The sequence below is a fragment of the Nonomuraea phyllanthi genome (assembly GCF_006334985.2).
GTDB lineage: Bacteria > Actinomycetota > Actinomycetes > Streptosporangiales > Streptosporangiaceae > Nonomuraea > Nonomuraea phyllanthi.
The window spans coordinates 152656-173008 of the sequence record NZ_VDLX02000012.1 but is presented as its reverse complement, the minus strand read 5'-3'; the positions used below and the strand labels follow the sequence as shown (position 1 = coordinate 173008).

Sequence of the window (20353 nt, the reverse complement as noted above, 5' to 3'; positions counted from 1 at the left end):
CTCGACCGCCGAACGCCTTCCGCCGCCAGCCCAGGACCGGCCACCCGCACGGACTTCGCGCGCCCGGCCCGCGGGCGCCTTCGGCCTGGGAGCCACCCGGCTACGAATCGGCGCGGCCTCTGGAGCCGGTTCGACCCGCCCACCGGCCCGGTTCTTCCGGGGGCCGGTTCGACTCGTCCACCGGCCCGGTTCGTTCAGGGGCCGGTTCGTTCGGGGGCCGGTGGACGGGTCGTCAGTCGAGGGCCGGTGCCGCCTCGCCGACCGTCACGAACCCGGTGCCGGCGCGGTAGTGGGGGGACTGGTGGCGGAAGTAGGTGTTGTAGACCTCGCAGTAGCGCCCCCCGCGAGCCAGCAGGGCGGCATGGTCGCCCTCCTCCACGATCCGCCCGTGGTCGAGCACGATGATGCGGTCGACGTGCTCGATCGTGGAGAGCCGGTGCGCGATGACGATCGAGGTGCGGCCGGCCAGCACCAGGTCGAGCCCCTCCTGGATCTGGGCCTCGGTCAGCGGGTCGACGCTGGCCGTGGCCTCGTCGAGCACGACGATCGCCGGGTCCTGGATCAGCAGCCGGGCCAGCGCGACGAGCTGGCGCTGCCCCATCGACAGGGCACGGCCGTGCTCGCCCACGTCGGTCTCCAGCCCGTGGGGCAGGGCGTCGATCCAGTCGCCGCCGCCGACCGCGGCCGCCGCGGCGAGCACCTCGTCGTCGCCCGCCTCCGGCCGCGGATAGCGGATGTTGTCGGCGACGGTGCCGCTGAACAGGAACGGGGCCTGCGGCACGGCGCCGATCTGGCTGCGGAAGGCGCCCAGCTCCAGGGTGCGGATGTCGCGCCCGTCGATGAGCAGCCGGCCGTCCTGGAACTCGTAGAAGCGGGTGATCAGCTTGCTGAGCGTCGACTTGCCCGCGCCGGTGTGGCCGACGAGCGCCACGGTCTCCCCCGCCTCGATGAGCAGGTTGAAGTCGCGCAGCACGGGGTGGTCGGCGTCGTAGCCGAACGTGAGGTCCTGGAACTCGATGCGGCCCGCCAGCCGCCCGGGAGGCTCGGCGGCGCTCTGCACCACCCGCGGCGGGGCGTCGATCAGCGCGAAGACCCGCTCGGACGCGGACAGCCCCTGCTGGAACTGCGACCAGAACGCGGCGATCGACGTCAGCGGGAACCAGAAGAGCGACACGCCCTGCAGGAACAGGTACCAGTCGCCGGCGGACAGGCCGCGGTCGAGCACCTGCACGCCGCCCAGCTGGACGAGGCCCACCGTGGCGAGCCCGGCCACGAGGAACAGCACGGGGAAGATGGTGGAGAAGACGAACCCCTGGCGGAGCGTCACCTGGTAGCTCTGCTGGTTGATGGGCCGGAACTCGTCGTAGACCTGCTGTTCCTGGCGGAAGTTCTTCGCCACCGCGATGCCGCCCATGGTCTCCTGCAGGTTGGCGTTGACCCGGCTGAGCGAGCGCTGCGCCCGGCGGGTGCTGACCCTGGCCAGCCGCCGGAACATCAGCGCGAGGCCCACCACGATCGGCACCACCAGCAGCGTCAGCAGGGCCAGCTCGACGCTGCGCACGAACAGCAGGACCGTGACGAAGGCGACCATCAGCACCTGGCTGATCAGGTCCATCGTCAGCGAGGAGACGGTGGCGAAGTCGTCGGTGTCGGACGTGACCCGGCTGACGATCTTGCCGGACGGCGTCTCGTCGTAGAACGACAGGTCGCGCTCCAGCACCGCGTCGAACGCGTCCTCGCGCAATCGCAGCACCACGTCGCCGGTGACCCGGGAGCTGTATTTCTGCCGGATGTAGTTGAACACCCACGACATCGCGCCGGTGACCAGGATGCCCGCCGTGAGCAGCCAGCCCACCTGGCCGATCGTGCCGTCGGCGATGGCGTCGACGGCCAGGCTGCCCAGCGTCGGGATCGCCGCCTGGCTCGCCGACAGCAGCACGATCATGGTGGCGACCAGCAGCATCGACCCCAACTTCGGGCGGAAGTAGGAGACGATCCTGCGCAGCAGGTCACGGTCGCTGTAGGTGCGGTCGTAGTCCTCGGCGTCGAGACCGTCCATGATGAAACCCATCAGTGCGCCCCTCTCAGCACGCCGCCCTCGGCGCTCCCGGCGCCCGTCCCCGCCGCGGCGCCCTCGGCGCCGCCGGCGTCGGTCTCGACCTCGTCGTAGTGCGCGAAGATCCGCCGGTAGAGGCGGCTGCGCGCGATCAGCTCGTCGTGGGTGCCGAAGTCGACCACCTCGCCCCGCCGCAGCAGCAGCACCTTGTCGGCCCACCGGATCTGGGACAGGCGGTGGGTGATCAGCAGGGTGGTGCGCCCTTCGAGGATGCGCCCGATCGCCTGCTGGATGAGGTCCTCGGTCGCGGAGTCGATGGCGCTGGTCGAGTCGTCGAGCACGAGGATCGCCGGGTCGGTCAGCAGCGCCCGCGCGATCGCCAGCCGCTGCCGCTGCCCGCCTGACAGCGTGACGCCGCGCTCGCCGATCACGGTGTCGTAGCCGTCGTCCAGCTCGCCGATGAACTCGGCGGCCTGGGCGTCCTCCGCCGCCCGCACCACGGCCTCGTGGTCGGCGCGCTGCCCCAGGCTGAACGCGATGTTCTCGGTGACGGAGCGGGAGAACAGCACGATGTCCTGCTCGATGGTGGAGATCTGCGACCGCAGCGAGTCGAGGTCCCACGCGCGCACGTCGACGCCGTCGACGAGGATCCGCCCGGACGTGACGTCGTAGATGCGCGGCACCAGCTTGGTCAGGGTGCTCTTGCCCGACCCCGTCTCGCCGACGATCGCCACCGTCTCCCCCGGCCGCACGGTGAACGACATGCCGCGCAGCACCGGCTCCTCGTCGTCCTCGTAGCCGAACGTCACGTCGTCGAAGACGATCTCCCCGCTGATCGGCGCGGCGTGCCCGTCGCCGGGCTGCTCGATCTCGCTCTCGGACGTCATGATGCCGAGGATCCGCCGCGAGGACACGATGCCGATCTGGATCAGCGAGAACGTGAAGATCGACATCTGCGTCGGGAAGCCGAGCATGCCCATGAGCCCCATGAACGCCACCAGCTCCCCGAGCGTGATGGCCCCCGTGCCCTGGAGGTAGAGGGCGTGCCAGAGCGCCCCGGCCATGGCGACGGAGAACAGCAGGGTCGGCAGGTAGCGGGCCTGCACCAGCCCGTTGCGCACGAACGAGTCGCGGTAGCGCCGCGCGTTGGCGCGGAAGCTCCGCCGCTCCTGCCCCTCCTGCGCGGTCACCTTGATCACCTCGATGCCGCGCACGGCCTGGTTGAGCCCCGCGTTGAGGTCGCCGAACTGCTCCCGCATGCGCGTCGCCACCGGGTTGAGCTGCCGCATGTAGTGCCAGAGCGCGACCGCGAACACGACCGCGAACACGCCGGGCGCCAGCAGCAGCCGCGGGTCGATCGCCGCGATGAAGAACAGCGGCACCAGCCCGGTGAGCCCCGAGTCGACGATGAGGTCGAGGCCGGGCGTGACCATGATGGACAGCTGCCTGATGTCGTTGGCGGCCCTGGCCATCAGGTCGCCGACCCGCTGCCGGTTGTGGAAGGTCTGGCTCTTGCCGAGCAGGCTCACGTAGAGCTCGTCGCGCGCGTCGCGCTCCAGCCGCTTGGCCAGCACCTCGCTCGACAGCCGGGCGACGAGGTCGAACAGCCCGCGGCCCAGCACGATCGCCAGCAGGGCCAGCGCGATCGACCCGAGCGCGTCGAGCGGCTCGCCCCGGTTGCCGAGCACGGCGTCGAAGGCGTCGCCGGTGAACTGCGGGACCATGGCGTTGAGCACCACCATGACCAGCGACCCGCCGAGGAACCCGGTGAGGTGGAGCGCGTGGCGGCGCAGATGGGACCAGAGCCAGCGCACCGGGCCGCGCCGGTTGTAGCGCGGGCCGGAGGTGGAGAACTCCGAACTGCTGGTGGTCACAGGCAAGGCCCTCCCCCGGCCGCGAGCTTGCTTCGACCTCGGTTTCTACCACCGGCCACCGACAGTTTCCCAACGGTTTTCGGCGCCCCCGGCCCGGACCTCCCCGGTGTCGCGCCAGGCCGCGAGCCATCGCGCCGCGCGGTGAAAATCCGCCGCCCCGGTGCGGCGGGCGTGGCGTCAGCCCGCCGCGACGAGGCGGTCCAGAGGAGTGGTGGGCAGGGCGATCCACCCCTCCGTGCCCGCCGCACCCGCCTGCCCGGGCTCCGGTACGGTCACCAGCCCGAGCGCGGACGCGCGGGCGGCCAGCGCCGACACGACGGCGTCGGTGGCGTCGTCGGAGGCGCGGCAGATCGGGTCGTACTCTCCCAGGTCGAGCCAGGGCGCGGCCTCCAGCAGCCGGTCCACGAGCCGGCCCAGCTCGGAGAGGTCGGCCGCGCGCTTGTACCCCCGGTGCGGCAGCCCCCAGCCCTTCAGGCAGGCCGCCGGGTAGACCTCCACGACGGCCCCGTCCCCGCGCCGGTCCACCGGCCGTCCCCGCCGCGCCAGCTCGGCCAGTACGGCGGCGCAGCGCATGGTGGCATGGGCGATGCGGTCGGCCGACACGCTCAGCGGCGTCAGCCCGGTCCGGGCGTACACCACCTGGTCGGTGACCCGCCACGCCAGGTCCCGCCGCCACGTCCGGCCCGCCACCCCCTCCGGCACCTCGACGTGCCCCGCGCGGTGGGCGGTGACGAAGTCGACGAACTTGTCGGGCCAGCCGAGCGGGCAGTCGATCCCCGCCTTGTCCGCTCCCGTCACGGCCTCGACGATCAGTCCGTCGTCGGCCCCGGCCGCCACCCCGACGAGCCGCGCGCGCCCGGGCGCGGACCAGTCGAGCCACGCCACCGCGGTGCGCACGGCCTCCGCGGCGAGATCGACGCCTACCGTCAGCATCCCCTCACGATAGGGTCCGCTGCGTGAAGCCGGCGCGGTACGCCGTGGGCGTGAGCCCGACCCGGCTGACCAGGTGCTTGCGCAGCGAGTCGGCGCTGCCCAGGCCGCTCTTCTCCGCCACCCGGTCCATCGGCAGCTCCGTGGTCTCCAGCAGCTGCCTGGCCCGGTCGACGCGCCGGTGCAGCAGCCACTGGAGCGGGCTCAGCCCGGTCTCCGCGTGGAAGCGCCTGGTCAGGGTGCGCACGCTGATCCCGGCGTGACCGGCCAGGTCGGCCAGGGTGAGCGGCCGGTCCAGGTGCTCCAGTGCCCAGGCCCGGGTGGGGGCGAGCGAGGTGCCGCGCTCGGCCGGCAGCGGGGTCTCGATGAACTGGGCCTGGCCGCCCGGCCGTACGGGAGAGACGACCGTGAGCCGCGCGGCCGTGTTGGCGACCGCGGCGCCGTGGTCGAGTCTGACCAGGTGCAGGCACAGGTCGATGGCGGCCGCCGCGCCCGCCGAGGTGAAGATGCCGCCGTCCTCGACGAAGAGGACGTCGGGCCGGACGTCGATCGACGGGAAGCGGGCGGCGAGGTCGCCTGCCAGCCCCCAGTGGGTGGTGGCGCGGCGCCCGTCGAGCAGCCCGGCCTGGGCCAGCACGAACGCGCCCGTGCAGAGCGAGGCGATGCGCGCGCCGCCGGCCGCGGCCCCGCGCAGCGCGTCGAGAACCTCCTCGGGCGCCCGCTCGCCGCCGCTGCCGACCGCGAGCACCGTGTCGGCGTCCGCCACGGCGTCCAGTCCGTCCTTCACCACGACGTCAGGGCCGTTCACGGTCGGCACCGCGCCCGGCCGTGCCGTACAGGTGCGCACGTCGTAGTGCGGGACGCTGCCGAACACCATGAGCGGGATCGAGACGTCGAAGCTCAGCACGGGGGGCACGATGACGGCGACGACGCGATGCATGGCCAGATCCTCCGGATAGTTGGCATTCCGGCCACTATGCCATGAGGTCGCAGGTCGGCAGCCTTGTGGTCATGACATTTCATGTGATCGTGGGTCGCGGTGCCACCGCGACGAAGACCGCTCTGCTGCTGGCCGAGGACGGCGAGCGGGTACGGATGATCAGCCGCAGCGGCGGCGGGCCCGACCACCCGCTCGTCGAGAGGGTCGCCGCCGACGCGACCGACACCGACCGGCTCACCGAGCTGGCCGAGGGGGCGGACACGCTGTTCACCACGGCCGCCCCGGCGTACCACACCTGGCCCCGGCAGTTCCCCGTCCTGTCGGCGTCGCTGCTCGCGGCCGTGCGGCGGACGGGGGCCGCGTACGTCATGCTCGGCAACCTGTACGCCTACGGCCCGGTGGACGGTCCCATCACGCCGGACTTCCCGCTGGCCGCGACCGGCCCCAAGGGGCGGGCCAGGGCGCGGGTGTGGGAGGAGGCCGCCGCCTCGGGGGTGAAGGTCACCGAGGTGCGGGCCGCCCAGTTCTACGGGGCCGGCGCCTTCTCGGTGTTCAGTCTCATGGTGCAGCGGAACGTGCTGGAAGGCCGGCTCGCGCTGGTGCCGCAGGAGCTCGACGTGCCGCACAGTTACACGGCGATCGGCGACGCCGCGCGCACGCTGGTGGCCGCGAGCCGGAACGAGCAGGCGTACGGCAGGGCGTGGCACGCCCCCACCTCCACCCTGTCGGTGCGGGAGCTGGCCGGGCGGCTCGCGCGGCTGGCGGGGGCGCCGGAGCCGCGGCTGGAGGAGCTGACCGAGCGCGACCTGACCCTGCTCGCGCTCACCGAGCCGTTCTGGGCGGAGCTGCACGAGGTGATCACCAAGCCCGGCCACCCGTTCGTCGTCGACTACTCGGAGACGGAGAAGGTCCTCGGCGTCGGCGCCACCCCGGTGGACGACGTGCTCCGCACGGTGACCGGCCCGGCCGCCGCGTGAGTCACGTGCGGTCGAAGGCGGGTCGCCGCTGAGTCACGTGCGGTCGAAGGCGGCGAGCGGGCTCTTGTGGCGCGGCTCGTACAGGCCGACCTCCGCCCCGCTGGGCAGCGTCACGGTCGTCGCGAGGCCGTAGCCGGCGTTGACGACCTCGCCGACGGGGACCCCCTTGGCCTTCAGCTCGGCCACCGTCGCCGCGATGCCGTCGCACATCAGGTGGAGGGCCACGCCCGGCCGCCCGCTCACCGGGTGCACGCCCATCTCCGTCGGCGGGGTCTCGAAGATGAGCCAGCCGGGCTCCGACGCCTGGTCCTCCACCCAGGGCCAGCCGAGCACGTCGCGCAGGAACGCCCGGTCGGCCGCCGGGTCCTGGCTGAGGAGCAGCAGATGGAGCCCTCTGATCATCTCGCCAGTCTGGCACGGGCCGGCCCTCGGCCCCGGCCGCCGCTCGTGTCCCTCGGCGGCGTCACGCCGTAGGTTTTACCCATGCCTGACGAGATCTTCGAGCACCCCCGGCTGGCCTCCGTCTACGACCCGCTCGACCCGGACCGCAGCGATCTGGACGTGTACGTCGCCATCGCCGCCGAGCTCGGCGCGCGGAGCGTGCTGGACGTCGGGTGCGGTACGGGCACGTTCGCGCTGCTCCTGGCCGACCGCGGGCTCGCGGTGACCGGGGTCGAGCCGGCCCGCGCCTCGCTCGACGTGGCGCGGGCCAAGCCGGGCGGCGATCGCGTGCGCTGGATCCACGGCTACGCGACCGGCCTCCCCCCGATGCGGGTCGACCTCGCCACCATGACGGCGAACGTCGCCCAGGCGATCGCCGACCCGCACGACTGGGACGGCACGCTCCAGGGCGTCCATGACGCGCTGCGGCCCGGCGGGCACCTGGTGTTCGAGACGCGCGACCCGGCGCGCCGGGCCTGGCTGGAGTGGAACCGCGAGGCCTCTTACCAGGTCGTCACGATCGACGGGGTCGGCACGGTCGAGCAGTGGACCGATCTGATCGACGTCAGCGGGCCGCTGGTGACGTTCCGCGGCACGTGGGTCTTCGCCGCGGACGGTCAGGTGCTGACCTCGCACTCGACGCTCCGGTTCCGCGAGCGCGACGAGGTGGAGGCGGCGCTGGTCGAGCACGGCTACGACGTACGGGAAGTACGCGACGCGCCGGACAGGCCGGGCAGGGAGTTCGTGTTCTTCGCCCGGCGGCCGGAGGGGTGAGCCAAGCCGTCTGACGGCCATGCTCGTCATCGGCCCGGCGGCGGCTCAGCCGGCCAGCGCCGCGCTGATGCGGGTGACGGCGGCCAGCAGGGGGGCGGCCAGTTCGGTGAGGCGGCGCTTGGGCCAGCGGACGCTGGGCACCGCGACCGCCGCCGCCGCGATCGCGCGCCCGGCGCCGTCGCGTACGCACGCGCCCACCGCCCGCACCCCCCGCTCGCTCTCCTCGCTGTTGACCGCGTACCCGCGCCGGCGCGCCCCGTCGAGCTCGCGCCGCAGCGCGGCCAGGTCACCGACCGTGGCGGCGCCCTGGGAGACGCCCCTGGGGTAGAGGGCGCGCAGCTGCTCGTCGGGCAGCTCGGCCAGCAGCGCCTTGCCGCCGGAGGTGGCGTGCGCGGGCAGCAGCATCCCGATCCGGCTGCCCACGTGGAGCGCCTGCGGCCCCTCGACCCCGTCGACGAACCGCACGCCGTTGCCCTGGAGCACCATCAGGTGGACGGTCTCCTCCACCTCCACGTTGAGCTCGCGCAGGTGCGGGTGGGCCAGGGTGACCAGATCGGGCGGGGCCAGGCCGGGCTGGCGCAGCGGGCTGAGCGCGGGCCCGGGGCGGTAGAGGCGCCGGGCGTCCTGGATGGCGAAGTCGTGGAAGACCAGCATCGCCAGCACCCGGTGCGCGGTCGAGCGGGCCACCCCGAGGTGCTCGGCGACGTCGGCCACCCGGACCTCCCCGCGCTCCTGGAGGAACTTGAGCGTCACCAGCGCGTTCTCCACCGCCTTGAGCGGGTACGTGGGCTGATTCTGCATCCTGGAATGTTAGCAAGGCAAAGTTCCGTGGTGCGAGCACCTGTACTACGGTCGAAACGCCGGCCCCGGCCGGCTCCGCACACGTGAGGAGTGGACCCCATGACGACGACCGAGCAGGAACAGGCCGCGCTCGACCAGCTCTACCGAGATTTCGGCGCGCACCATCTGATCCCTTTGTGGACCGCCAGGGACGACCTGATGCCGCTGACACCGCAGCCGGCCGCCGTCCCCCACGTGTGGCGCTGGTCCGACCTCTACCCGCTGGCGCAGCGCTCGGGCGACCTGGTGCCGGTGGGGCGCGGCGGCGAGCGCCGGGCCATCGCCCTGGCCAACCCGGGCCTGCCCGGCCTGCCGTACGCGACCCCGACCCTGTGGGCCGCCATCCAGTACCTCGGCCCGCGCGAGACGGCTCCCTCGCACCATCACACGCAGACCGCGTTCCGCTTCGTGATCGACGGGGAGGGCGTCTGGACGAACGTCGAGGGCGACCCGGTGGCGATGCGCAGGGGCGACCTGTTGCTCACCCCGAGCTGGGCCTTCCACGAGCACCAGAACGTCACCGACCATCCGATGGCCTGGATCGACGGGCTGGACATCCCGCTGGTGCACCAGCTCGACGCCGGGTTCTTCGAGTTCGGTCCTGACAAGCTCACGGTCACCGAGACCCCTGACCGCTCCCGCAACGAGCGGCTGTGGGGCCACCCGGGGCTGCGCCCGATCGGGGCGCAGGACCAGCCCAGCTCGCCGCTGATGGCCTACCGCTGGGCGCACACCGACGCCGCCCTGACCGCGCAGCTGGAACTCGCCGACGAGGGGCACCCGACGGCGCTCGGGCCCGGCCACGCCGGGGTGCGTTACTCCAACCCGACCACCGGCGGGGACGCGCTGGTCACCATCCGCACCGAGTTCCACCGGCTGCGGGCGGGGGTCCGTACGGAGCCCTCGCGCATCGTCGGCTCGGCGGTGTGGCAGGTCTTCGAGGGCGAGGCCACGGTCGCCCTGGGCGAGCAGCGGTTCCCGGTCGAGAAGGGCGATCTGTTCGTCGTACCGTCCTGGTGCGAGTTCTCGCTGGAGGCGGGGACGCAGGTGGATCTGTTCCGTTTCAGCGACGAACCCGTCTACGACGCGCTCGGCTTCACCGGCCTGGCGCGGCAGGCGGCAGGCAGGCAGGAAAACCGATGAAACTCGCCACCATCCGCGTCGCGGGCCGGACCCGCGCGGTCCGCGTCGACGCCGACGCCGCGGTCGAGCTCGGCACGGCCGACCTGGTGGAGCTGCTGCGCACGCCGGACTGGCGCGACGCCGCGGCGGCCGCCGACGGCCCCGCCCACCCGCTCGACGGGCTCGACTACGCGCCCCTGGTGACCATGCCCGAGAAGATCATCTGTGTCGGGCAGAACTACCGCAACCACATCAAGGAGATGGGCCGCGAGCTGCCCGCGTACCCGACGCTCTTCGCCAAGTACGGCCGCTCGCTGATCGGCGCGTACGACGACGTCGTGCTGCCCGCCGTCTCCGAGGCCATGGACTGGGAGGCCGAGCTGGCCCTGGTCATCGGCACCGAGGTCAGGAACGCGGACGAGGACGAGGCCAGGGCCGCCATCGCCGGTTACACCGTGCTCAACGACGTGACCGCCAGGGACTGGCAGTACCGCACCCTGCAGTGGCTGCAGGGCAAGACGTTCGAGCACACCACCCCGATCGGCCCCTGGCTGGTCACCCCGGACGAGGTGCCGGCCACCAGCGGCGAAATGAGCTGCGAGGTGGACGGCGAGGTGATGCAGAGCACCGACCTGGCGGACATCCTGTTCACCCCGGTGGAGCTGGTCTCCTACATCTCGACGATCATCACGCTGGCGCCCGGCGACGTGATCGCCACCGGCACCCCGGGCGGCGTGGGCCACGCCCGCAAGCCCCCGCGCTACCTGGCCGACGGCACGGTGGTCACCACGCGGATCGAGGGGCTCGGCGAGTGCCGCAACGTCTGCCGGCTGGAGAAGGCGTGACGGTGGCCGGGCTGTCCTGGGTCCAGCAGGGCACCGCGCTCTTCGAGAAGACGCTGGGCGGGATCGACGACGCCGGCCTGGACGCGCCCTCGGCGCTGCCGGGCTGGCGCCGCCGCCACGTCGTCGCGCACGTCGCGAGCAACGCCGACGCCCTGGTCAACCTGCTCGGATGGGCCCGCACCGGGGTGGAGAACCCGATGTACTCCTCGCCGGCGCAGCGGGCCGCCGACATCGAGGCGGGCGCCGCGCTCCCTGCCGGCGACCTGCGCGCGAAGCTGGCCGCCGCGAACGCCCGCCTCGCCCGGGAGATCACCGCGATGCCCGAGGCGGCCTGGAAGTCCGAGGTACGCACCGCCCGCGGCCGCGCCGTGCCCGCCTCCGAGGTGGTGTGGATGCGCACCCGGGAGGTCTGGGTGCACGCCGCCGACCTGGACGCCGGCACGAGCCTGCGCGACGTCCCCGCCGACGTGCTGCGCGCGCTCGCCGGGGACGCCGCGGCGGCGATGTCCGCCCGCCCGGACGCGCCGCGGGCGGCGCTGACCGCCACCGACACCGGCGACCACTGGGACGTGGGCACCCAAGGCTCTCCGGCGCGGGTGCGCGGGGAGCTGGCGGAGGTGACGGCCTACCTGCTCGGCCGCCCCGGCGCCAGCCCGGGCCCGCCGCTACCGGCCTGGCTCTGACTCCGCCGAGCGCCGTCCCTCCGTAGGCCGGTCCTGGGTGCGCTCGATGCCGGCACGCCGTCCCTCCGCGCGCGCCGCCGAGGCGGGTTCCCCCTGCCACGGCGGCGCGCCCGGCACGTGCACGCCGATCAGCGACAGCGCCCTGGCCACGATGTGGTCCACCACGTCGTCCAGCGACTCCGGCATGGAGTAGAACGCGGGCATCGGCGGCGCGATGATCGCGCCGATCTCGGTCGCGGTGACCATGGCCCGCAGGTGCCCCAGGTGCAGCGGCGTCTCCCGTACGCACAGGACCAGCCGCCGCCGTTCCTTGAGCGTGACGTCGGCGGCCCGCACCAGCAGGTTCTCCGACACCCCCGAGGCGATCGCCCCGAGGGTCTTGACGCTGCACGGGATCACGATCATCGCGTCCACCGGGTAGGACCCGGAGGCGATGGAGGCGCCGATGTCGCGGAAGTTGTGCACGACCTCGGCGTCGAACGTGGCCTCCGGCAGCTCGTAGGCCGCGGTCCGCCGGGCGGCGGGGCTGACGATGAGATGCCGTTCCACCCCGGCCGCGCCGAGCAGTTGCAGCGCCCGTACGGCCAGGGCCGTGCCGGTGGCGCCGGAGACGCCGACCACCACGCGGCGCGGCGCCCCGGCGATCGGCGTGTTCACCGCGCACCTCCCGCGATCGACCGGTTCCACGGGGCCAGCCGGCGCTCGATCAGCCCGACCAGCCCGGTCAGCGCGACGGCGGCGAGCATCAGGACGACGACCGCGGCGAACATGCGGTCCGGCTGGAAGCTGTGCCCGGCGTCCACGATGACCCCGCCGACGCCGCCGATGGCGGTGAAGAACTCGGCGATGACGATGCCGACGACGGCCTTGCCGATGCCGATGCGCAGGCCCGTCATGATCGAGGGGATGACGGAGGGGATGACGATCTGGGTCAGGATGCGCGGCTGCGAGGTGCAGAAGGCGGTGCCGACCTCGATGAGGGTGCGGGGCACGTTCTGCACGCCGTTCCAGGTGTTGATGGAGATCGCGAAGACCGTCATCGTCATCACCATCGCGGCCTTGACCGCGAAGCCCAGCCCGAACCAGAGCATGAAGACCGGCGTGAGGGCGATCATCGGCATGGCGTAACCGGCGATGACGAGCCAGCCGATGGCGGCTTCGACCACCCGGAACCGGCCGATGAGCAGGCCCACCGGCACGCCGACCACGATGGCCAGCACGTACCCGACGAGGAAGGGCTGGGCGCTCTCCCAGACCGCGGTCGGCAGCGAGCCGTCGCCGACCATGCCGATCAGCGCCGTGAAGACGGCGCTGGGCGGCGCGGCCAGGATGGGGTCGACCTGCCGCGCGGCGACCTCCCAGATGATCAGCAGGACGACCACGGCGGCGGCGGTGATCAGCCGGTCACGACCGCTGCGGCGCTGGGACCGGATCCTCCTCGACAGCGCGGTCTCGTCCTCGACGGGCGCCGCCTGGTCTGCCAGGGCGGTCATACAGACACTCCATCCTGCTGCGCGATCTCCCGGCCGTGCACGAGTTGCAGCAGCTCGTGGCGGCGTTGGGCGAACTTCGCCGAGCCGCGGCGCTCGTCCAGATCGATCGAGGCGCCGAAGTCGGTGTCGAGCAGGCCGTGCACCCGGCCGGGGTCGGGCACGAGCGTGACCACCCGGTCGGCGAGCAGCACGGACTCGTCGATGTCGTGGCTGACGAAGATGATGGTCTTGCCGGTCCGCTGGTGGATCTCCAGCAGCTCGCCCTGCATCTTCTCCCTGGTCTGCGCGTCGAGCGCGGAGAAGGGCTCGTCCATGAGCAGCACGGCGGGGTCGATGGCCAGGGCGCGGGCGATGCCGACGCGCTGGCGCATCCCGCCGGACAGCTCGTGCGGGCGGCGGTGGGCGGCGTCCTTGAGTCCGACCAGTTCGATCGCCTGCTCCGCGGCCTCGCGCCGCTGCGCCTTGGGCAGCCGCCGGGCCTCCAGACCGAACTCGACGTTGCCGAGCGCGGTGCGCCAGGGCAGCAGTTCGGCGTTCTGGAAGACGATGCCGCGGTTGATCCCGGGGCCGTGCACGGCTTCGCCGTCCACGTCGACGGCGCCGGAGGTCGGGTGCTCCAGGCCCATGATGATGCGCAGCAACGTGGTCTTGCCGCAGCCGCTGCGTCCCGTCAGCGCCACGATCTCACCGCGGCGCACCTGGAAGGACACGTCCTGGAGCGCGTGCACCTCCCGGCCCTTGTCGTCCTGGAAGCGTTTGGACACCCCGCGGACGTCCACCGCGACGTCGCCGCTCATTTGGCGTCTCCGTAGTAGTTCGAGGTGACCTGCCCCAGCCCTTCCACGGCCTTCTGGCGGTAGCTGTCGTCCACCATCGGGTCCACCGGGACGGCCTTGTCGGTGATGCCGAGCTTGACCTGCAGGTCGGCGAGGTACTTGATCTGCTTGACCGGGATCTCGCCGTTCAGCGCCAGGTAGCCGCCGTCGTGGAACTCCTTGTACGTCTCCTCGATCATCGGGTCGGTGGCCGGCAGCTTGAGCGTCTTGGCGGCCAGCGCCTTGGCCTCGTCCGGATGGTCGTTCGCGTAGCGGATGCCCTCGACCAGCCCTGCGATGAGCCCGCTCACCGCCTGCCCCTTGCTCTGGAGCACGTCGTCGCGGGTGATGAGCGCGTACCTGGGGAAGTCCGGCACCACGTCCTTGGCGCGGGCCAGCACCTTGACGCCGTCCTTGGCCGCCTGCGCGGTGTAGTCGAGGGGCGCCGAGGCGGCCTGGATCTGTCCGGCGACCACCGCCTTGTACCGGTCGGAGGAGCCGCCGGAATTGACGAGCTTGACCGAGGAGGGATCCACGGAGGACTGGAGCATCATGGCCTTGGCCACCACGGCAGGCAGGCCGGTCGGGGTGGAGACGCCGAGCGTGGCGCCGGACATGGCCTGCACGGAGGCGACGTCGTTCTTGGCGTAGAGGGCGTAGTTCTGGCCGGGCATGGTGGAGCCGACGAACTTCAGCTTCGCCCCCTTCTGCACGGCCAGCAGCGCCTCGCTCGGGTTGCCCTGAATGATGTCGACCTGCTTGGCCAGCAGCGCGGGAAACGCCTGCTGGGCGCTCTTGAGCTGCACGATCTCGACCTTGACGCCGTGCTTGGCGAAGAAGTCCTTCTCCTTGCCCATCAGCAGGTAGCCGGAGTCGGCGCCGGGCTCGTAGATGCCGTACGTGATGGTGGCGCCGTCACCGCCGGAAGAGCCGGACGCCCCGGCGGAGGTCGTGTCGCCGCCGCACGCGGTGAGGCCGAGGGCCAGGGAGACGGTCGCCGCGGCGACCGCGGCCAGGCGGAGCCTGCTCATTCTGTTTCCTTCGGTACGTGGGGGGTTGGGGAGCCGAGGCTGGCCAGGACGCCGGCGAACTTGCGCGCGACCTCGTCACGCAGCTCCGGGCTCGCCTCCGCGACGGGCGGGAAGTCGGCGAGCCGGTGGTAGGGGCGGACGGCCATGATGACGCCGCGCGAGTTGTGCGTCTGCCCGTGCGGGATGCGGGGGTCGAGCGGCCCGCTCCACGCCCGGCGGATGATCTCGATGTCCTCGGCCGGGTCGCACCTCGTGGACATGGCCCAGAGCACGTCGAAGGTGTTGGCCGGGTCGATGTCCTCGTCCACCACGACGACGAAGCGCCCGAGGTAGGAGCCCGACTGGCAGGACGCGGCGAGCAGCCCGGCCTGCTTGGCGTGCCCGTCGTAGGCCTGCTTGATCGAGATGACGTTGAACAGGCGGGCGGCGCCGGCCTCGTGGCACCACACGCCCTGCACGCCGGACAGCCCGGCCCGCTCCACCTCGTCCCAGATCATCCCGGACTTCATCACGCACTTGCTGTAGGAGAAGTTCGAGGGGGGCCTGATCGGGGAGGCGACCGTCACGATGGGGTCGTTGCGGTGGTAGATCCTGCGGACGCGTACCACCGGCTGGTCCGAGCGGCCGCCCGCGTAGTAGCCGGTGAACTCGCCGAACGGGCCCTCGGGCGCGACCTCGCCCGGGTACATCTCGCCCTCCAGCACCAGCTCGGCCCTGGCCGGCATGGGCAGCCCGTACAGCTCCGAGGCCACCACCTCGAAGGGCCGGCCGCGGTGCCCGCCCGCGTAGTCGTACTCCGACAGGCCGTAGCGCAGCTCGTTGCCCGAGGCCAGGAACAGCAGCGGGTCGTGGCCGCAGGAGATCAGGACCGGGCAGGGCTCGCCGCGGGAGAAGTACTTCTCCCTGATCTGCCTGCCCTGCTTGCCGGGTGACATCCACAGGCCCACCCGGTCGGGACCGTGCACCATGCTGCGGTAGGTGCCGACGTTGACCCAGCCGTCGTCCGGGTCGCGCATGATGACCAGGTCGTCGGTGCCGATGTAGCGGCCGCCGTCCCGCTCGTGCAGAAAAGGCGCGACCAGCGTGGTCACGTCCACCTCGTCGTCGCGCAGGACGTTCTCCAGCACGGGGCCGTCGTCCACGGTGACCGGCGGGATGGGCGTGTGGGTCTTCATCCGGTCGCGGTAGGCGCGCACGACGTCGAGCGGATGGTCCGGTGCCGGCAGGCCGAGGGTGAGCGCCAGCCGCGCGGCGGAGTTGGTGGCGCCGGAGAAGGCGCGGTGGCCGGGCTTGGCGCCGGTGAGCTCGTCGAACAGGACGGCCGGGCCGCCCTCGCCGCCGCGGTGCGCGATGAGCTCGATCAGGGTGCCGAGCTCGAGGTGCGGATCGACGCCGGCGACCCGCACCAGTTGCCCGGAGCGGTCAATACGCTCGATCAGCTCCCGCAGGTCGGCGTGGGGGCCGTCGTAGTCGTTGTAGGTCACCGGCGCCACCCGCGCGGAAGCACGCTGAATCGACCGTTTCCATGCTGAATCATGACATCTACCCGTTTCGTGGCACAGCGCCCGGATCTGCTGGTTAGATGCCAGAAGCTACGGCGGGATTGCGCAAAAGGGAATTGAACCGCCAGAAATTCTGTATGGCGGAACAACTTACGCCGTCGGCCGGCCGCCGGTTCTACAGATCCTGGCTGATGGCCTCGGCCGCCGAGCGCAGCAACGGCAGCATCATGTGCAGGCTCCCCTGGGTCATGCGCTGGTGAGGCACGCTGACCGCGAGCGCGGCGAGGGCCCGGCCGAGGTGGTCGCGCACGCACACGGCTACCGCGTCCAGGCCGGGCGTGCTCTCCTCGTGATTCACTCCGTAGCCGAGGTCGCGCACGCTGCGCAACTCGGCGCTCAGGGCGTCGGGCTCGGTGATGGTGCGGTCGGTGACCCGCGTCAGCCCTCCGGGGAAGAGCGCGAGCACCTCCTCGTCGGACAGCTCGGCGAGCAGCACCTTGCCGCCCGAGGTGCTGTGCGCGGGCAGCAACGTGCCGGTACGCGAGGAGACCCGCAGCGGGCGGTCGCCCTCCGCCCCGTCGATGAAGCGGGTGCCGTTGCCCTCCAGGACGAGCAGGTTGACCGTCTCGTGCAGCTCCGCCGCCAGCCACTCCATGTGCCGCCTGGCCTTGCGCCGGATGTCGAGCCCGCCCACGGCGGTCAGCCCGATCTCCACCACGACCCGGCCCGCGCGGTAGGCCCGGCTGACCCGGTCCTGGGCGACGAAACCGCGGTGGGCCAGGGTGAGCAGCAGCCGATGGGCCGTCGAACGGGCCACGCCCAGCTCGTCGCTGACGTCGGTGACCCGCACCTCCCCTCGGTCCCGGATCATGAGCAGGATGAGCAGCGCCTTGTCCACCGATCCGATGGCGTACGGGGGGAGGGATTCAAGCATGCTGTTCTGTATAGCAGAAAATCCACCGTGAACTTGTACGCAATAGACAACACGATGGCACCATGTGCTCGGCGCCCGACCCGGCGCCGGCGCCGGCCCTCCTCATCCCCGTCCGGCGCACCCCGTACAGGAGCCAGGAGTCTTCATGCCGCGACGGTCCCCCGATCCCGCGAGCCCTTCCACCGAAATCCTCATCGTCGGCGCCGGCATCGCCGGCCTGGTGCTCGCGCTCGAACTGCACGACGCCGGGATCGACTGCCGTGTCCACGAGGCCGTGCCCGAGGTCGGCGCGGTGGGCGTGGGCATCAACCTGCTGCCGCACGCCAGCCGCGTCCTGCACCGGCTCGGGCTCGGCGAGCAGCTGGGCCAGGTCGCCGTCGTCACCGCCGAATCGGTCTTCTTCAACCGCTTCGGCCAGCTCATCTACCGGGAGCCCGCCGGGCGGAAGGCCGGATACGACCACCCGCAGTACTCCGTCCACCGCGGCGACCTGCACGCCGTCCTCCTGGCCGCGGTACGCGAGCGGCTCGGCCACGACGCCGTCCTGCTCGGCCACCGCTGTGTGCGCGCCGACCAGGACGAGCACGGCGTCACCGCGCACTTCACCGGCCCCGACGGCGGCGACCTGCCCTCCGTACGGGCCCGCGCCCTGGTCGCCTGCGACGGCATCCACTCGGCGCTGCGCAGGCAGCTCCACCCCGACGAGGGCGAGCCGCGCTACTCCGGCATCAACATGTGGCGGGGCGTGACCAAGGGCAGGCCGTTCCTGTCGGGGGCCAGCATGGTGCGGGCCGGCTGGATCGATCGCGGCAAGCTCGTCGCCTACCCGATCAGGAACCTGCCGGACGGCGACCAGCTGCTCAACTGGGTCGTCGAGATCCAGACCCCCCGCCACCTGCAACGCGACTGGAACCGGCGCGGCCGCCTGGAGGACTTCATCGGCGCCTTCGAGGACTGGCACTTCGACTGGCTCGACGTGCCGGCGATGATGCGGGGCTCGCAGACCGTCCTGGAGTACCCGATGGTCGACCAGGACCCGCTGGACCACTGGAGCGTGGGCCGCATCACGCTGCTCGGCGACGCCGCCCACCCGATGGTGCCGCGCGGCTCCAACGGCGCCGGCCAGGCGATCCTCGACGCCCGCGCGCTGCGCCGGCACCTGAGCACCGCACCCGACCCGGTGAGCGCCCTGCGGGCCTACGAGGCCGAGCGGCTGCCCGCGACCGCCCAGGTGGTGCTGGCCAACCGCAGCATGCCGCCGGACGTGATCATCCGTGAGGTGTCGCAGCGGACGGGCGACCGGCCGTTCGACTCCATCGATGACGTGATCAAGGTGGAGGAGCTGGCGGAGATCTCGCAGCGGTACAAGGAGATCGCGGGCTTCTCCACCGAGGCCCTGCGCACCGACCGCTGACGGGGCACGTCGCGCCAAGCGCTCAGCCCTGGCGGGCCGGCCGGATGGTCAGATCCCCGATCTCGACGTCGTCGGGCTGGTCGATCGCGAAGGCGATCGCCCGGGCCACCGCCATCGGGTCGATGCCGAGCTCGGCCATGTTCCGCCTCGCCTGCTCGCGCACGTCCGGATCGTCGACGGCGTGGTCGATCAGCTCGGTGCGGACGTAGCCCGGGGAGATCGACGTCGTACGCAGCACCCCGTCGGTGCTCTCCTGCCGCAGGCCCTCCAGGAGGGTGCGTACGGCGTTCTTCGTCCCGGCGTACACCGCCTGGGTGGGGACGATCTTCAGGCCGGAGGTCGAGACGACGGTGACGAGGTGGCCACCGCCCTGACGGCGGAACACCGGCAGGGCCGCGGCGATCCCGTGCAGGATCCCCTTGACGTTCACGTCGACCATCGCGGACCAGCCCTCGACGTCCAGGTCGGCGACGGGACCGATCCGGCTGATCCCGGCGTTGCCCACCAGGACGTCCAGCCGGCCGAAGCGCTCGACGGCGACGGCCACCAGCGACCGCAGGTCGTCGGGACGGGTCACGTCCACGCGCGTGGCGGCCGCCTGCCCACCGGCGGCCTCGATCTCGCCGACCAGCCGCTCCAGCCGGTCGGTGCGGCGGGCGCCGAGGACGACGGCCGCACCGAGCGAGGCGAGGTGGCGAGCCGTCGCCTCACCGATTCCGCTGCTGGCGCCGGTGATGGCGACGACCTTGCCCTGGATGGCCATGACGATCCTCCCCTTGGAATGGACACGTGTCCGGTTACATCCACGGACCTTACCGGACATGTGTCCGCTTCTACCAACTCCGCCCGTCGATCTCCCTTCCACCGGTCGTGGTCGCTTCGCCCGGGACATTCGCCCTGGGCATCGAAGGCGGCGGTGCTCGCCTGATGCCCCACCTCACCCGTGGCACCACAGCCGGGCGGCGACGCCAGGGAACCGTCGAGGGCGGCAACCCCGAGAAAAATGGCCCCGCCAATTCCCCGCCTGGCATTGACCATTCATTGGGCTTGCCATTCCGTCGCACGCGGAAGATAACCGGCGTCCGTTCCCGACAAACGATACGGGGATCCATGAAACCTCTTTCAACGATCGTGAAGGCCGCCTTGATCGGTCCGGCCATCGCCATCGGGACGCTGGCGGGGCTCGCTCCCATCGCCTCGGCCGCCACCACGTCGGTCGACCATGCCGCGAAGGCCGACGTCAGCCAGGTCCGGCAACACGGGCACCACCCGCTCGACCCGCGCTGGGGCACCGACGACCCCCGCTGGGACGCGCACCAGGGCAACCGATACGACCCGCGATGGGGCTACTGGCGCCACGACCCCAGGTTGGGCTACTGGCACTTCGACCCGACCACCGGCCGCTACCGCTGGGACCGGCACTGGGACCGGCGCTGGGACCACCGCTGGAACCACCGCTGGGGTCACCACCTGGGTCACCGCTGGGGTCACCGCTGAGCCTCGGTACGCATCACCCACGGCCGTGAATCGGCCGTAACAAGGCGCCGACAGGCCGTGGAGACTCCGCCACGGCCTGTCGGTCTCCCGTCCGCCGCCGACCCGCACCACGCCTTCTCGAGGCCGGAGCCGGTCGGCGGCGGTTTCTTCACCCCGGACCACCGTCCGCGACGACGTCCATGAGG

20 protein-coding genes are annotated in these 20353 nt (G+C 72.1%); 7 read left to right on the top strand and 13 right to left on the bottom strand.

Annotation, left to right across the window (positions count from 1 at the left end; translation table 11 throughout):
* Positions 1–232: 232 nt before the first annotated feature.
* The 4 genes from FH608_RS30200 to FH608_RS30185 form a co-directional block, all read right to left on the bottom strand.
* Positions 233–2071 carry an ABC transporter ATP-binding protein gene (locus tag FH608_RS30200; protein ID WP_139634029.1) on the bottom strand — a complete coding sequence of 613 codons (1839 nt, stop codon included), beginning with the start codon at positions 2069–2071 and terminating at the stop codon, positions 233–235.
* On the bottom strand, positions 2071–3930 hold the full coding sequence (locus FH608_RS30195; protein WP_226900032.1) for an ABC transporter ATP-binding protein: 1860 nt from the start codon (positions 3928–3930) through the stop codon (positions 2071–2073). The genes FH608_RS30200 and FH608_RS30195 overlap by 1 nt, the downstream gene beginning before the upstream one ends.
* Positions 3931–4107: 177 nt before the next feature.
* Entirely contained in the window at positions 4108–4863 is a 756-nt protein-coding gene (locus FH608_RS30190; protein ID WP_139634028.1) for a DUF429 domain-containing protein, read from the bottom strand.
* A gap of 4 nt (positions 4864–4867) precedes the next feature.
* Entirely contained in the window at positions 4868–5800 is a 933-nt protein-coding gene (locus FH608_RS30185) for a GlxA family transcriptional regulator (RefSeq protein WP_139634027.1), read from the bottom strand.
* A gap of 71 nt (positions 5801–5871) precedes the next feature.
* Here FH608_RS30185 and FH608_RS30180 point away from each other — a divergent pair, with 71 nt between their 5' ends.
* Positions 5872–6777: an NAD-dependent epimerase/dehydratase family protein gene (locus FH608_RS30180; protein ID WP_226900031.1), complete on the top strand. Its 906-nt coding sequence runs from the start codon at positions 5872–5874 to the stop codon at positions 6775–6777.
* Between the two features lie 33 nt (positions 6778–6810).
* Here FH608_RS30180 and FH608_RS30175 read toward each other — a convergent pair whose 3' ends face one another.
* Positions 6811–7179 carry a VOC family protein gene (locus FH608_RS30175; protein ID WP_139634026.1) on the bottom strand — a complete coding sequence of 123 codons (369 nt, stop codon included), beginning with the start codon at positions 7177–7179 and terminating at the stop codon, positions 6811–6813.
* Between the two features lie 81 nt (positions 7180–7260).
* Here FH608_RS30175 and FH608_RS30170 point away from each other — a divergent pair, with 81 nt between their 5' ends.
* Entirely contained in the window at positions 7261–7992 is a 732-nt protein-coding gene (locus FH608_RS30170) for a class I SAM-dependent methyltransferase (RefSeq protein ID WP_139634025.1), read from the top strand.
* A gap of 45 nt (positions 7993–8037) precedes the next feature.
* Here FH608_RS30170 and FH608_RS30165 read toward each other — a convergent pair whose 3' ends face one another.
* Positions 8038–8793 carry an IclR family transcriptional regulator gene (locus FH608_RS30165; RefSeq protein WP_139634024.1) on the bottom strand — a complete coding sequence of 252 codons (756 nt, stop codon included), beginning with the start codon at positions 8791–8793 and terminating at the stop codon, positions 8038–8040.
* A 99-nt stretch (positions 8794–8892) separates the two neighbouring features.
* Between FH608_RS30165 and FH608_RS30160 the strand changes: the two genes are divergently transcribed.
* The 3 genes from FH608_RS30160 to FH608_RS30150 are packed head-to-tail and all read left to right on the top strand — an operon-like array spanning position 8893 to position 11482.
* Positions 8893–9975, top strand: a complete 1083-nt coding sequence (locus FH608_RS30160; RefSeq protein WP_139634023.1) for a cupin domain-containing protein — start codon at positions 8893–8895, stop codon at positions 9973–9975.
* The gene (locus tag FH608_RS30155) at positions 9972–10799 is read left to right on the top strand and encodes a fumarylacetoacetate hydrolase family protein (protein WP_139634022.1); all 828 of its coding nucleotides are present in this window, start codon (positions 9972–9974) and stop codon (positions 10797–10799) included. The genes FH608_RS30160 and FH608_RS30155 overlap by 4 nt, the downstream gene beginning before the upstream one ends.
* The gene (locus FH608_RS30150; protein ID WP_139634021.1) at positions 10796–11482 is read left to right on the top strand and encodes a maleylpyruvate isomerase family mycothiol-dependent enzyme; all 687 of its coding nucleotides are present in this window, start codon (positions 10796–10798) and stop codon (positions 11480–11482) included. The genes FH608_RS30155 and FH608_RS30150 overlap by 4 nt, the downstream gene beginning before the upstream one ends.
* Here the strand turns inward: FH608_RS30150 and FH608_RS30145 are convergent.
* From FH608_RS30145 to FH608_RS30120, 6 genes are all read right to left on the bottom strand, one after another.
* Positions 11465–12139 (bottom strand): UbiX family flavin prenyltransferase, encoded by a 675-nt coding sequence (locus FH608_RS30145; RefSeq protein WP_226900030.1) that lies wholly within the window; start codon positions 12137–12139, stop codon positions 11465–11467. The two genes, FH608_RS30150 and FH608_RS30145, sit on opposite strands and share 18 nt — an antisense overlap.
* Positions 12136–12975: an ABC transporter permease gene (locus tag FH608_RS30140; protein ID WP_139634020.1), complete on the bottom strand. Its 840-nt coding sequence runs from the start codon at positions 12973–12975 to the stop codon at positions 12136–12138. The genes FH608_RS30145 and FH608_RS30140 overlap by 4 nt, the downstream gene beginning before the upstream one ends.
* On the bottom strand, positions 12972–13772 hold the full coding sequence (locus FH608_RS30135) for an ABC transporter ATP-binding protein (RefSeq protein ID WP_139634019.1): 801 nt from the start codon (positions 13770–13772) through the stop codon (positions 12972–12974). The genes FH608_RS30140 and FH608_RS30135 overlap by 4 nt, the downstream gene beginning before the upstream one ends.
* Positions 13769–14821 carry an ABC transporter substrate-binding protein gene (locus tag FH608_RS30130; RefSeq protein WP_139634018.1) on the bottom strand — a complete coding sequence of 351 codons (1053 nt, stop codon included), beginning with the start codon at positions 14819–14821 and terminating at the stop codon, positions 13769–13771. The genes FH608_RS30135 and FH608_RS30130 overlap by 4 nt, the downstream gene beginning before the upstream one ends.
* Positions 14818–16305, bottom strand: a complete 1488-nt coding sequence (locus FH608_RS30125; RefSeq protein WP_193318705.1) for a UbiD family decarboxylase — start codon at positions 16303–16305, stop codon at positions 14818–14820. The genes FH608_RS30130 and FH608_RS30125 overlap by 4 nt, the downstream gene beginning before the upstream one ends.
* 193 nt (positions 16306–16498) lie before the next feature.
* Positions 16499–17257 (bottom strand): IclR family transcriptional regulator, encoded by a 759-nt coding sequence (locus FH608_RS30120; RefSeq protein WP_139634016.1) that lies wholly within the window; start codon positions 17255–17257, stop codon positions 16499–16501.
* 145 nt (positions 17258–17402) lie between these two features.
* On the opposite strand from FH608_RS30120, the gene FH608_RS30115 reads away from it, so the two are divergent.
* Positions 17403–18671: a flavin-dependent oxidoreductase gene (locus FH608_RS30115; protein WP_139634015.1), complete on the top strand. Its 1269-nt coding sequence runs from the start codon at positions 17403–17405 to the stop codon at positions 18669–18671.
* A gap of 22 nt (positions 18672–18693) precedes the next feature.
* Here the strand turns inward: FH608_RS30115 and FH608_RS30110 are convergent, their stop codons facing one another.
* Positions 18694–19434 carry an SDR family oxidoreductase gene (locus FH608_RS30110; RefSeq protein WP_139634014.1) on the bottom strand — a complete coding sequence of 247 codons (741 nt, stop codon included), beginning with the start codon at positions 19432–19434 and terminating at the stop codon, positions 18694–18696.
* 347 nt (positions 19435–19781) lie between these two features.
* On the opposite strand from FH608_RS30110, the gene FH608_RS51715 reads away from it, so the two are divergent.
* A complete protein-coding gene (locus FH608_RS51715) occupies positions 19782–20168 on the top strand; it encodes a hypothetical protein (RefSeq protein WP_153265198.1) in 387 nt (128 codons plus the stop codon).
* The last annotated feature ends 185 nt before the right edge of the window (positions 20169–20353 follow it).

Excerpts from the sequence above, each read along its gene's own strand:
- FH608_RS30120 (WP_139634016.1), bottom strand. The coding sequence starts at position 17,257 with ATGCTTGAATCCCTCCCCCCGTACGCCATCGGATCGGTGGACAAGGCG.
- FH608_RS30190 (WP_139634028.1), bottom strand. The coding sequence starts at position 4,863 with ATGCTGACGGTAGGCGTCGATCTCGCCGCGGAGGCCGTGCGCACCGCG.
- FH608_RS30165 (WP_139634024.1), bottom strand. The coding sequence starts at position 8,793 with ATGCAGAATCAGCCCACGTACCCGCTCAAGGCGGTGGAGAACGCGCTG.
- FH608_RS30135 (WP_139634019.1), bottom strand. The coding sequence starts at position 13,772 with ATGAGCGGCGACGTCGCGGTGGACGTCCGCGGGGTGTCCAAACGCTTC.
- FH608_RS30200 (WP_139634029.1), bottom strand. The coding sequence starts at position 2,071 with ATGGGTTTCATCATGGACGGTCTCGACGCCGAGGACTACGACCGCACC.
- FH608_RS30110 (WP_139634014.1), bottom strand. The coding sequence starts at position 19,434 with ATGGCCATCCAGGGCAAGGTCGTCGCCATCACCGGCGCCAGCAGCGGA.
- FH608_RS30155 (WP_139634022.1), top strand. The coding sequence starts at position 9,972 with ATGAAACTCGCCACCATCCGCGTCGCGGGCCGGACCCGCGCGGTCCGC.
- FH608_RS30160 (WP_139634023.1), top strand. The coding sequence starts at position 8,893 with ATGACGACGACCGAGCAGGAACAGGCCGCGCTCGACCAGCTCTACCGA.
- FH608_RS30175 (WP_139634026.1), bottom strand. The coding sequence starts at position 7,179 with ATGATCAGAGGGCTCCATCTGCTGCTCCTCAGCCAGGACCCGGCGGCC.
- FH608_RS30180 (WP_226900031.1), top strand. The coding sequence starts at position 5,872 with ATGACATTTCATGTGATCGTGGGTCGCGGTGCCACCGCGACGAAGACC.
- FH608_RS30140 (WP_139634020.1), bottom strand. The coding sequence starts at position 12,975 with ATGACCGCCCTGGCAGACCAGGCGGCGCCCGTCGAGGACGAGACCGCG.
- FH608_RS30115 (WP_139634015.1), top strand. The coding sequence starts at position 17,403 with ATGCCGCGACGGTCCCCCGATCCCGCGAGCCCTTCCACCGAAATCCTC.
- FH608_RS30170 (WP_139634025.1), top strand. The coding sequence starts at position 7,261 with ATGCCTGACGAGATCTTCGAGCACCCCCGGCTGGCCTCCGTCTACGAC.
- FH608_RS30130 (WP_139634018.1), bottom strand. The coding sequence starts at position 14,821 with ATGAGCAGGCTCCGCCTGGCCGCGGTCGCCGCGGCGACCGTCTCCCTG.
- FH608_RS51715 (WP_153265198.1), top strand. The coding sequence starts at position 19,782 with ATGAAACCTCTTTCAACGATCGTGAAGGCCGCCTTGATCGGTCCGGCC.
- FH608_RS30185 (WP_139634027.1), bottom strand. The coding sequence starts at position 5,800 with ATGCATCGCGTCGTCGCCGTCATCGTGCCCCCCGTGCTGAGCTTCGAC.